Genomic DNA, 11613 nt, shown 5'->3' with positions numbered 1-11613 from the left:
TGGTATAACGAGCCCCATGCGGCCCCAACCTTAACCCCGCCGCCCCCAAAACCCCTTGAGCCCAATACCACCACGAGGATCATGAGCGCTACCGAACAGATGGACTGGTTTCATGAGACGTACAAGGAAGCGCTCAACGACGCCACCATCCATTCGAAAGACGAGGACAAGCTCAAGACGGTCATGCAACTTCACCAATACATTGGTGAGCGCACCAGTGAAACGGGCATGACGTTCAAAAAGGTATTACTCCAACACCCTGAGCTCTCTTACCTCAAAGATCGCCCGGCTGAATTTGCGGCGCGCGGCACCTATCACAAGCTCGAACGGGAGAAGAAAATCGACGCCGTGGCGCACATGCGCGACGAAGGTTGGGGTTTTTTCTTTGTGTATGACGGCCAAGACACTCTCAGTCAGCAATTGGCCCCGTCGCTGCAAGCCTTTTCCGATACGCATGGGATTGAGATTTTAGGATTATCGCGTGATAAGACCTTTGTCACCGGCATTCGAGATAACCGCAATAACGACAACAAAGTCGAGGTGCCTTATGCGCCTGCCCTGATTTTAGTCAACCCCAATACGGGTGAGATGAAGCCGCTTGCTTACGGGTTTATTTCACAAACCGCGTTGTTGGGCCGTTTCTACAACGTCGCCAATGACTATCAAACGCCCGATTTTTAGCGCGCCGAGTCTTGCCGCTTCAAATCTCTCCCCTGCTTTGCGCCTTCACGTCCTTAAATGACGGTAAACCAAGAGAACATCATCATGTTGATACGCACCCTTACTTTACTCTTTTTGCTGCTTTCGCCTTTCGCTACGGTGCAGGCTGCGCCCAATGACGATTACGCGATGGTGTTCTTCTTTCGCAGTGATTGCCCTTATTGCCACCGTTTTGCACCGAAACTCAAACGAGTGACCCATCGGCAACAACTGCAGACGTACGCCTTTTCGCTGGATGGCCAAGCCGTTCCTCATTACCCCGTCCCTATTCCGGCGACGCCCGCGGTGAGTCAGATGTTTTTTGACAATCCCCGCAACATCACGGTACCCGCGACGTTTTTGATAAACGTCAATTCTCAGAAGTTTGTGCGCGTGTCTATTGGCGATGTGTCGGAGGTGCAGTTAGAAACCAGCATTCGCCACATTTTAAGCGATGCCGACACCTTAGAGGCCATACGATGATCCGACCTCACCACACCCCACCAGGGCGAGCCCGTCTTATCGCTTTGATGCTCAGCGGGTTACTCACTGGCGCTTCCTACGCCGGCGGCGTCAATTCGTCGTTAGACGGTTTTTTTAATGGTCTCGGTTACAACGCCAATGTCACCCATCCCAATGCTTTCAAAGGCCAAGCCGCGAATTATTACAATGGCGGCTCTTTGTATGCTCGCACCCCCATAAAAAGTGCGCAGCTCATGAGCGTGCACTTGCCCGAGGTCTCAATGGGTTGTGGCGGGATTGACGCCTTCATGGGGGGATTTTCTCATATCAACGCCGACGGTCTCGTGCAATTTGGCAAAGCGGTGGTGCAAAACGCGGCGCCGTTTGCGGTCGACCTGGCGCTTCAAGTCTGGGCGCCGCAAATCAAACAAATTCGTGACAACCTGCAAAACATTGCCGATAAGTTTCTCAATCAGTCGATCAACTCTTGTGAAGCGGCGCAGGCGGGGGTCAGTGGATTGGCCGCCACCTTTGGCGGTCCGGCGGCGAAAAAGCACGTCTGCGCCACCATCGGCACCAAAGGCAACGTGTTTGATGATTGGGTCGGCGCGCAAGTGGAGTGTGGTGTGGGCGGTCAGTCGAACGCACAGGTCGCACGCGCTCGCGCGGATGGCAGCGCTGGGTTGGAAGACATCGCCAAGACCAGTCACAACATCGTTTGGTCAGCGGCGCTTAAAAATGGCTGGTTAGCCGGAGATAAAGCGCTGGCTGAATTTTTGATGAGCCTGTCAGGGACGTATATTTATGACGCAAACGGTCGCCCCAAATACTACGCCTCCTTGTTAGCGGACAACAATAACTTAGTGGACGCGATGCTCAAAGGGGGGAAGATTGAGTATTACAAGTGTGATAACACCGATGAGAAAGCCTGTTTGTCTCCGCAGAAAAAAGAGCTGACTTTAGCGCAAGACAAAGGGCTCGAAGTGCGTATTCGTCAAACGTTAGAAGCCTTATACATCAGTGTCGCCAATGATACGGGGCTCACCGACAATCAAAAAAGCTTTTTGGAGTACACCGACACGCCGGTGCTGGCGGTGTTCATCGGCTCAGTCAGAAGCAACCGTTACCCGAACTTTTCGGCGTACGCGCGCGTCATCTCGGTTGAGTTGCTGACCCGCTACCTCAGAAACATGCTGACGGTGGTGACCACGTCACTGAACCACACGCAAGTGGACAGCAAGGACATCGCTTTAATCATGTCAGACATCGACCGCGCTCGCGACTTCACCAATGGACTCTCAGACAAAGCGAAACGTGTGATATTGACCCAAGAGCAATTGACGCAGGCGTATAAAGAGAGCGACTCGGAAGCGATGAGCAAAATCAACAAACAATTGCTGCAGAACCTGTCCTTTGGAGGCTAATGTGACACTCGAATATTACACTTACACCCAAGGCGCGGCGATACAAAAGGCGCTCAATGCCATCGCCACTTTTTTTGTCAGCCAATCGTTCGCCTCAATGATGTCCATCTCTTTGATGATAGGCGCCGCGATGACCTACGCGTACTTTGTGGCGACACGTAACCCCAAACACATCTACATTTGGGCCATTGTGTTCGCCCTGGTGCCTTCGATGTTGATAAAACAAACCGTCACCATGCAAGTCATCGATAAGACCGAGCCAACGGCGGGGTATTCGGTGGCCAACGTGCCCTATCTCATTGCCCTGCCGACGTGGTTCTTTTCGACCATGATGGTCGGTACAGCCGACGCCATCGAGTCCATTTTTACCACCACCGACGATGAGCGTTACGGTCGCACCGGCATGATGTTTGGGTCCGAGTTGTATCAGCTGTCGCGTCAAAGTGATTTAAAAGACGTGGCGCTGCGCCGTTTATGGAATGACTTTTTCCAAAACTGCATTATTGGCGACATCCAAATCAATAAAAAGTACACCTGGAACGCACTCATGAACGCGCCGGACACGTTTGCTTTCTTAGATACCAAAAACATGAGCCCACTGCGCGGTGTGATACTCAACGACCTCAACCAAACCTTTAAAACCTGCGAAGAGGTGTACCCTGACATCAAGGCCCAATTCACCACCTCCGCGGCGATTGAGCTCGATTTGATTGCGACCTACCTGCACGGCGACAAAGCGTCGACCTATAAGGCGCACGTAAAAAATGCGATGTCGAACAGTTATCAGAAATTCATTGGTATCAGCAACAACGCGGTCGATGTCCTCAAGCACAACATGGCGATGAACGCGATGCGTTACAGCATCAACACCCTCGACCCGTCCGCCAGTGCGATGAATTACGCGTACACCTCGAACAAAATGCAGCAAACCTCGATGTGGGCGACCCTTGGCATGCAGGCCAGAGAGTTTATCCCGATGTTGCACACGATGCTCTTTACCCTGTTTAGCTGTTTAGGGTTCATGGTCGCGGCGGCGGCGCTCATTCCGGCGCTCACCAAGATGGTTCTGACCAACTACATCAAGACGTTCGCCTACCTCGCCACTTGGCCAGCCCTGTTTGCGATACTCAATGCGATCATGACGTGGACACTTGAGTCGCACTCAAGCGCGACCGCGAACCCAATGCGAGGACTCTCATTATCGAACAGCAATGCGATTGATGAGCTGCACATGCGCTACGGCTACATGGCCGGATTTTTGATGATGACCATTCCAGTGCTTGCGGGGAAAATATTGCAAGGGGGCGTGGCCGCGGCGCAAGCCATGAACTACCAACTGGCGGGGATGATCAACAGCACCAACGCCCGCGTCTCTGCGGCGTCTTCCACCGGTAACATGGACTTTGGTAATCTGCAAATGCAAAACCACAGCCTCAATAACACCTCAGCCAACAAGTTTGATGACAACATGCTGCTAAGAACCGGGATGAACACCGCTCAGCAACGGGATGGGTCAAGCATCACGAGCTTACAAAATGAAGATGGCCGCAGGCTGTATAACGCGCAGGAAGCGGAATCCAAACCCTTATGGCAAGCGCAAGCCTCGAACATGCTGCAAAACAGCGTCAACGACCAATATTCGGACGCAAAAACCGCGCAGACGCAGAATATGAACAGTTTCAACGATAGCTTCTCGAAAGGCTTCCAGCAAAGTGACCGCTGGAACGACAACTGGAGCAAAAACCGCTCTTATGGCGACGGTCAAACGATGTCGACCGAAGGGCAAATCAGTCAGTCGCATTCGAAAATGGACTCGGCGATTCAGAGTGTGTCTGAGACCATGGGCTGGACGCATGATCAAGCGCAGGCGTATGTGGCGGCGAAAAATGCCGGCGTTGAAGTGGGCACCCCGAAATTCTTTGGGACAAGCGCCAAAGCCGGTGCCAGTTGGAGTGAGGAGGATAGAGAGTCATTCAGTCACATGAACGCAGAGCAGAAACAAGCCCTAGCCCAAGCGACTTCGCAATACAGTGAAGGGGCGACGGAGATGCAGCGCGCAGGCCGCACACTCGATGCGAAAGAAAATCGCAGTGAAGCTGAGCAATACGCGCACGACTTTGCGATCAATGCGCAGCGCACTCAACAAACCGCGGCCGCGGTCAATGAATCGAACGCACAGGTCGACAGCCTAAGCCACATGCAATCGAGACTGAAAAACGACACGGTGAATTTCAGTGCCAGTGCCATCACCGGTTTCCAGCAATATTTAGAAGAAAATAGTCCTAAAGAAGTGGGCCGCTTGATGAACGCCAGTCAGCCGGAAGACATGCAAGATGTGAGAGAGTGGTTTGATAAATACACGCACAGCGCTGGTTTCCAGGAGCAATACGGCGTCAACACCTCAAAAACGTCACTCAATGAGCTCAAATCTTTGTATCAACCCAAGGACTTAGGGCAAACGCCAACGCTCCAACCAGAGCAAGCCGCCTTAATGAACACGGGCGCTGAACAATCGTTAGCCAAAACACAGGAGGTGGCCGCCGATATGTTTAAGGTCAATGAGAGTGGCGAGTTGTTTGTCGACAGCACCTACCATAACGTGAAAGGGAATGCTTTACTCTACGCGGGACATTTGCAAAATGAGGTGCAGACGGTCCCAACGCCGACCGTCGAAGGCAATCATGGAGTGCAAAAGAAAGTCGAGGCGGAAGTTGATACCACCCCCATTAAATCGACTGAAGTGGCCAATTATCCCGCTGCGGGCTATCCTCTCATGCCGCCTAAAGATAATGGTTAAAAACACAGCGCTGTATATTTAAACACATAGTAAATTGTGTTAATATGGTGCCTATATTGGTGAGGGTTGGAGTAATGTATGAAATGGATAATAGGCGGTTTAATCAGTGTGTTGGTGAGCCTACCGGCTATGGCGCAACCTTGGCACAAAAGCCCCGCGTTAGAGCAGCTTATCGTGAAACTGAACACCAGATACCAATCGGATGATCTACATTCATTAGATATAAAATTAATGGATCAGGTCGACAACTTGTCCTATTTCATCCGCTACCTTGACCAACCTGGCACCGAACAGCACGCTAAGCTCAAAGCGTTTTTATGGGGAGTGCAGGCCGCGCACATCGGCAGTATTAACCAACAAATCCAGACCAATGTGGTGCCGTGGTTTTGTCCAGCCGGCGGCAGTTTGAAAACGGTCAGTCACAACGCGAAAAATCCGACCGAGTTCATTGAGAACATTATCTGGTATGGGTTAGAGCAGGATTTGAAATTCAAGCCTAATCGATTCAATGCGTATGATGGCGCGGCTTCTTTTATGTCTTCGACAGCACTCATCGAGTACGGTCTACAAACTAAATACCCGTGTTACGACCAAGTGCCGCAATCGCACCGTTTGGTGGGCTTTAACTACTAGCCTCCTTAACGCCAACCACACTCTAAAAAGGCACGCCACACGGCGTGCCTTTTTCATGGGTGATAACAACGAAGATATTCTTCCCCCCGCCACTGGCACCCAAGTTAGGCGACTGACGAGGCGCCAAGCTTGCTTGATTACGCTTGGAGAAAACCAATGCAAGATACCGTCGTTGTCGATTCCAATAAAGATTGATCGTTTTTGCGCAATATCAGGACATGTGGAACGCAAGAGTTAGATCATCGGCTCTAAACGATTTATGCCCCAAAGTTGCTTAGACCTTTTACTCATTCGCATCCTGTTCATGAGTTTTTGCCCTACTAAAAGTTATCCACTCTTCTAATGCTGTTCGTTGTGAATCCCCGGGTTGTCTCTCGGAGGTAAATTTGACCTAACTATCAACACACATTGATAAACTCCAAAACTCAATAGCACTATCGATTATCAAGTGTTGAGATTGAGAACGACTGCAAGTTTTCACAACAAATAGTTATATACTGTACACATAAACAAATGAACATTGTGACTATATAAAGTAATATGCTCATACACTACATGTCATAGATATATAAATATAAGTGGATACATGTCAATAAAATACGAGATTCGTAACAAGTCACTTTCAGTTGTAATCGTAGGTGGTTTTAGCGCTATAAACCTGACGCCGGAAAGGTTACATAGATACGAAATTCTAAACGACGCCGACTTAGATTCTGCTGAAGTCGAGTTTTTGAGTGGCGGTCAATTATCGTTCAAACTACCGTGGGTTGTACTCAATGTAGTTCCAGTTGATGCTTCTATGAGTCGTATCGCTCTACAACTTACAGATATTGGCTCTCTGAAACAATTTTATGACCTAGTTAGATCTATTGTTAATATTTTTGATACATCTGCTGCATCTGCTCTAGGGATCAACTTCACAGCTGAAGTTGTCCATGATAAAACGAGTGAATGGCATAAATTTGGAGATTCAATTCTTCCAAAAACTGCTTGGAACTTAATATTCAACAACACCGAAAAACAAGTACATTGTGGTCTAACTGCGGCATCGGTCAGATTTGAGTCATTAATCAAATCAGTTGAACCACTAAAAGAAGAGAAAATAACTGAACTTAATATCAGTGTCCGTCCTCTTCTAAGGGACGCAAATAATGATGTACAGCTTAAAGTTAGTGAAATCCGATTAAACCATCACTTTCCAATCAATGAAGAAAGTGGAATGCTTATGGTAGAGGCAACTTTAGATACATACTTTAATGAACTATCAAAAAGCTTTGAGGAGCATATTGATAGAATAGTTTTGGAGCATTCAAAATGAGTAACCTAGCTAGTATTGTCTATGATGAGATGGATAACTTCTCAAGTATCTACGACTCGACATTAAAAAGTATTCCTAATATTGACAATACGTTATCAGAAGCTTTGCCAGATGCTGAACTTGGCGATGTCATGTGGACAGACTTTAATACGACAAAATGTCTTAAAGAGCTCAACCTCAACAAAACTGATGTAAAGCATCAATATGCTAGCGATTCGCAAGTAGACCTTGAACAAGAATTTTACTGCGTAATTTACGAAGTTGATTCTGAAGAAAAGCTTGTTTTTGCTAGAGTCTATGACACTGAAGAAAACGTTGAGGTCTTAGATATAGATGCACCATTTTCAAATTTCACAAAAGATGACCAAAAACTTATCCGTGAAAATGCAATATTTTATTGGCGAATTGGTACAAAAACAGTATCAGGATTGAACAAACACAATAAAGTTTCACGTAAAACGAGTAATTTCTCTGATTTCACAATGAGAAGACTTTACACATCTAAACGCTTCCACGCTCAACGAATTAAAGCTCAAATACAACGCTTTGATAGTGTTTTTGCTGACTAGAATTACTCGAGAATGAAGTGACAATAAAATTAAAAGTAGTTGTATTTGGACGTGGCACTGGCGAAAGTATTTTAGTTGAGTTGGAAGAAAATAAATGGATGGTGGTTGATTGTTTCAACAACCCAAAAACCAAAGAACCTGCACCAATTTCTTACCTTAAAAGTATCGGTTTGAACCCTGCAGATGTAATTTGTAAAGTTGTAATTACACATTTTCATCAAGATCATGTGAGTGGTATGTACAACCTGATCCGATCAATTTCTTCAGACGCTAAAATTTATCTTTCTCAGGCAATGACCGTAGATGAAGCAAAAACTTATTACTCAGAAATTGACATCTTAAACAATGACGAAACACTGTCTGGAATAAGTGAATTTTGTAAAATAATAAACCTGTTGAATGATAGTGGACGTAAAGTTGTTAAGTTAAAACAAGATTCAATGGTTTACATGTCAGATGACATAGCAATATCTGCGATATCTCCTTCAGAGTTTGATAACGAAATTGCTTCACAGGGTTTTGTGGCTTTAATTAATGAATCAAGACAACACCACAGCGTAAGCCAAGCAAAGAAAAAAACACCTAATAATTTTTGTGTTGCACTTTGTATGAAGTGTTTAGCTACAGGTGAAAGCATTGTTTTAGGTTCGGATTTAGAAATATGTGGTGATCCTCGCTCTGGTTGGGATTCTGCAATTAGCTCTGAAACAGGACCAAGTTCAAAATCAATTCGAGTTATGAAGATAGCTCACCATGGTTCGCATAACGGGTTTCACCAACCTACTTGGGATAACTTCACTAATGAGGGTGTGATCGCTGTTCTAACTACATTTGACAGACAAAAGCTACCTCGTGGAGACTTTGTGAAAAAGTATAAGCTGTATACAAATAGCTTGCTTTCTACAACAAAACCTAAAAGTAAACTTGAAATAGTGTTACCCAAATCGAGCCAAAAGAAAATTGAGTCTCAGAAAGGGTTTTCGGTGAATGTAAGAGGTGTTAGCCCAAAGTCGCAATTTGGATATGTAGAAACCTTTAAGCGAGAAAACACCTATGAATATAACCTTTATGGTGACGCTGTTAAATTATGAAATAAACTCCTTACGGAGCTTTTTTTACCTTTAGTTTTGAAAGTTATTTGATTTTTGGTTGAGTACGCCTATAGCGGCTCACTCTGTAATATTTGTTGCATCCACTCAGGCTGACTATCCGCAGTCTCTATTGTTGAATTTATCAAAAAACATTTAATTTTAGACACTTACTTGATATTCACGCCAATGACCACATATATGCTAGGTATATAAATTCTAATTCACTTATTGTAGAGAGGTTTACTATGAGTTTTAAAGTTGGTGATATTGTTAAACTAAAATCAGGTGGACCAGACATGGCAGTCAATGTTTTCAATCGAATAAACGGCTACAAGTGTCAGTGGTTCGCAGGTAAAAAGCTTGAACAAGGTTTTTTCCCTGCTGATTCTCTGGAGCTTGTCAAAAAGGAAAGTTGAATCAATGCAGGCTATTCAAGTAGCTCACTGGATGCAGTCGAAGCTCGAACAAGATACCTGCATATATCAAGATGATGTCGTAGACATGTTGGTAAAAAGCAATTTTGAAGAGCTTTTGAGAGAAAACTCTGATGGCAATCAAGTTCTAGCCAGACCTGTTTTAAATGAGTTTAAAAAACTAAATGAAAAAACAGTTGTATGGGTCTCTTCTGGAAAATACTGGCGATTTAGAGTTAAGGAAGATGAAGAATCTAGGACAGCGAGAGGCTAACGGTTTTCTTTCCAATGTTTGGGCTCTATAGAGCCCTTTTCCTCACAGTTTTAAAACACAGTTCAGCAACCTCGTCATTTGGCACTCTAACTCTCGAAAAATGTAATTCTTACTCATCTCGCTAGTTCTTCACAACTCACTTTGCCATACCTATAGTTATTGATGGTTTTCTAATTTAGCAAAGGTGCTAGCACGTTTTTGTCCAAAAACGTGTTTCAGATGATTGGCTTCAAGTGTGCTCACCAAGCGATTCTGCCGTATCTTAATTATCAAGTAACATGACGCTATAAGAGATGGCCTAAGAAACAGTCTTCAACATTCAGCCCTTAGAAATAAAGGGGTGGCGACTCACATTGGACTTTCCTCTGAAATAGGTACAGCCCCCCTATTCGTTGAAATGCTAGAAGCTCATTAATGGTATTTTATTCGTATTATGGTCATATTTCGGCGCTTTTTTTGGCGTCTCCGAGCCCTTTCATAAATACCGTCTCTGACTTCAGTAAGGTATCATTCTCGTCGAAATGTTGGGGCATTGTGGGCTTATCTCTCGTGATAAATAAGCCCAGCAGGCCTGGCTATGATAAGTAGGCCATTGCTTGAGTAAAAGAAACTAGCGCTTAATCAAAAAATCATCAATGGATTGACCCGCGTCTAATTTCGTTTGAATAGCCGCAGGTGTGCGACCTTGTCCTGTCCATGTTTTTTCAGTGCCGCTCTCATCAGTGTATTGGTATTTCGCGGGTCTTGGTTGACGAATTTTTTTTGTTTTTGGCTGTCCAGTGAGCGCGGCCAGTAAGTCCTCTACCCCTATTCCACTCTCTGACATTTGTTTTGCCATTTCAGCCACTTTGGCCTCTTTTTCTGCGCGCGCTTCACGTTCAACTTCTTCGCTTTCCTGGCGTTCCAGATACACGGTTGTTAATTTATCCAGTGCGTCTTCAAGCTGCTCAAAAGTTAATTCTCGAGAGAATGCTCGCAAAGTGCGAATGTTCAGTAACGTTTTAATCATTGGGTTCATGTTAAGCCTATTTATTGTTGAGTTTTTATATGACTAAGCGGCAGCATATATAATGCTTGTCGAAGTGTGTGTCAAAATTCATTTGAAAGTAGTGATGCTTTGTTAACTTGGTCTCATACAAAAGCTTAGATGGCACAGAGGGGGAGAAATAAAGAGGTCATTGTCCAACAACGCGCTTATCACTCACTTTTGGGGGAGGAAATGCGATGCAAGAGTAAGTGAATCACTTCATGCTCATCCACATGCTCGATTTCTACGCGATAGACACCTTGGGCTTGCACGGCCTCAATCAGCGCTTTGAGGCGCGTCGTTTTGACAGTCATCACCAAGGGTTTGATTTGGTTATTGTCTTTATCAAACCCTTCTTCAATTTCTGACTGGGTCATGTACAAGATCTCCTCCTCGCTCGCTTTGTCGGGATGGTCGAGTTCGGAAGGAAACTGGTGCTGCTCATTGAGGTCTGTCAGCATGAGATAGAGTTCATCCGCCTGTGACAATCGAGCCTGATACTCAAGGTTCAGTTGATTGACCGTCCACAACTTTTGCTCAAGATTGCCTCTGGTTTGGCGACCAATAGTGAGCATGGTTTTTAGGTCGTTTTTGCACACAGAGAATTGAGCCTGCTTTACTTTCGGTTTGAGGTATTTCACCAAGAAGGCATTGCGTTTCTTGACCGTCCAAAACCCGCCTTGCTGACTCATAGTGCAATAGAGCGTCAGCAGTGAATGGGTAACCAGCTCATCCAGAGCTAGGTAGTGTTTTAAATTTTGACTCATCAAAGCGCTCTGTTTATCCAATCAGTCGCACAGTGTATCAAATCCTCAATGAAAATCATGGCGTAAGCGCGGCCTTTCCTTTGAATGGCAGTGAATACGTTCATTTCACCACTTTACCTTCAACGCCAACTCTTAAATA

12 protein-coding genes and 1 pseudogene are annotated in these 11613 nt (G+C 45.7%); 10 read left to right on the top strand and 3 right to left on the bottom strand.

Annotated features, from left to right (window positions below; translation table 11 throughout):
• The 10 genes from traF to AB6E51_RS20720 form a co-directional block, all read left to right on the top strand.
• The coding region (gene traF, locus AB6E51_RS20765; RefSeq protein ID WP_372140103.1) for a type-F conjugative transfer system pilin assembly protein TraF at nt 1-681 on the top strand (681 nt) is incomplete at its 5' end.
• Between the two features lie 84 nt (nt 682-765).
• Complete coding sequence (gene trbB / locus AB6E51_RS20760) at nt 766-1182, top strand: type-F conjugative transfer system pilin assembly thiol-disulfide isomerase TrbB (protein WP_016768055.1); 417 nt, start codon at nt 766-768, stop codon at nt 1180-1182.
• A complete protein-coding gene (locus tag AB6E51_RS20755) occupies nt 1179-2585 on the top strand; it encodes a conjugal transfer protein TraH (RefSeq protein ID WP_016790720.1) in 1407 nt (468 codons plus the stop codon). The genes trbB and AB6E51_RS20755 overlap by 4 nt, the downstream gene beginning before the upstream one ends.
• A 1-nt stretch (nt 2586) precedes the next feature.
• Complete coding sequence (locus tag AB6E51_RS20750) at nt 2587-5382, top strand: conjugal transfer protein TraG N-terminal domain-containing protein (protein WP_102530543.1); 2796 nt, start codon at nt 2587-2589, stop codon at nt 5380-5382.
• A 78-nt stretch (nt 5383-5460) separates the two neighbouring features.
• Nucleotides 5461-6015, top strand: a complete 555-nt coding sequence (locus AB6E51_RS20745; protein WP_372140101.1) for a hypothetical protein — start codon at nt 5461-5463, stop codon at nt 6013-6015.
• 586 nt (nt 6016-6601) lie between these two features.
• The gene (locus AB6E51_RS20740; RefSeq protein ID WP_371708578.1) at nt 6602-7333 is read left to right on the top strand and encodes a hypothetical protein; all 732 of its coding nucleotides are present in this window, start codon (nt 6602-6604) and stop codon (nt 7331-7333) included.
• Entirely contained in the window at nt 7330-7902 is a 573-nt protein-coding gene (locus AB6E51_RS20735; RefSeq protein ID WP_371708579.1) for a hypothetical protein, read from the top strand. The genes AB6E51_RS20740 and AB6E51_RS20735 overlap by 4 nt, the downstream gene beginning before the upstream one ends.
• 17 nt (nt 7903-7919) lie before the next feature.
• A complete protein-coding gene (locus AB6E51_RS20730; protein ID WP_371708581.1) occupies nt 7920-8993 on the top strand; it encodes an MBL fold metallo-hydrolase in 1074 nt (357 codons plus the stop codon).
• A 245-nt stretch (nt 8994-9238) separates the two neighbouring features.
• Nucleotides 9239-9409 (top strand): YodC family protein, encoded by a 171-nt coding sequence (locus AB6E51_RS20725; protein WP_371708586.1) that lies wholly within the window; start codon nt 9239-9241, stop codon nt 9407-9409.
• Between the two features lie 4 nt (nt 9410-9413).
• Nucleotides 9414-9680, top strand: coding sequence for a DUF6953 family protein (locus tag AB6E51_RS20720; protein ID WP_371708587.1), 267 nt, complete (start codon nt 9414-9416; stop codon nt 9678-9680).
• Nucleotides 9681-9720: 40 nt separating this feature from the next.
• Here AB6E51_RS20720 and AB6E51_RS20715 read toward each other — a convergent pair.
• From AB6E51_RS20715 to AB6E51_RS20705, 3 genes and pseudogenes are all read right to left on the bottom strand, one after another.
• Nucleotides 9721-9797 (bottom strand): annotated as a pseudogene (locus AB6E51_RS20715) (regulator); the annotation flags it as partial.
• A 493-nt stretch (nt 9798-10290) separates the two neighbouring features.
• Entirely contained in the window at nt 10291-10698 is a 408-nt protein-coding gene (locus tag AB6E51_RS20710; protein WP_372140099.1) for an H-NS family nucleoid-associated regulatory protein, read from the bottom strand.
• Nucleotides 10699-10877: 179 nt separating this feature from the next.
• Nucleotides 10878-11474, bottom strand: a complete 597-nt coding sequence (locus AB6E51_RS20705; protein WP_280620587.1) for a DUF2913 family protein — start codon at nt 11472-11474, stop codon at nt 10878-10880.
• Between the last annotated feature and the right edge of the window lie 139 nt (nt 11475-11613).

This window comes from Vibrio sp. 10N.247.311.47 (assembly GCF_041467535.1).
In the GTDB taxonomy this organism is placed as follows: Bacteria; Pseudomonadota; Gammaproteobacteria; order Enterobacterales; family Vibrionaceae; genus Vibrio; species Vibrio crassostreae_C.
This window is presented reverse-complemented; position numbering and strand designations above follow the sequence as displayed.

Excerpts from the sequence above, each read along its gene's own strand:
- trbB (WP_016768055.1), top strand. The coding sequence starts at position 766 with ATGTTGATACGCACCCTTACTTTACTCTTTTTGCTGCTTTCGCCTTTC.
- AB6E51_RS20755 (WP_016790720.1), top strand. The coding sequence starts at position 1,179 with ATGATCCGACCTCACCACACCCCACCAGGGCGAGCCCGTCTTATCGCT.
- AB6E51_RS20745 (WP_372140101.1), top strand. The coding sequence starts at position 5,461 with ATGAAATGGATAATAGGCGGTTTAATCAGTGTGTTGGTGAGCCTACCG.
- AB6E51_RS20740 (WP_371708578.1), top strand. The coding sequence starts at position 6,602 with ATGTCAATAAAATACGAGATTCGTAACAAGTCACTTTCAGTTGTAATC.
- AB6E51_RS20735 (WP_371708579.1), top strand. The coding sequence starts at position 7,330 with ATGAGTAACCTAGCTAGTATTGTCTATGATGAGATGGATAACTTCTCA.
- AB6E51_RS20725 (WP_371708586.1), top strand. The coding sequence starts at position 9,239 with ATGAGTTTTAAAGTTGGTGATATTGTTAAACTAAAATCAGGTGGACCA.
- AB6E51_RS20720 (WP_371708587.1), top strand. The coding sequence starts at position 9,414 with ATGCAGGCTATTCAAGTAGCTCACTGGATGCAGTCGAAGCTCGAACAA.
- AB6E51_RS20710 (WP_372140099.1), bottom strand. The coding sequence starts at position 10,698 with ATGAACCCAATGATTAAAACGTTACTGAACATTCGCACTTTGCGAGCA.
- AB6E51_RS20705 (WP_280620587.1), bottom strand. The coding sequence starts at position 11,474 with ATGAGTCAAAATTTAAAACACTACCTAGCTCTGGATGAGCTGGTTACC.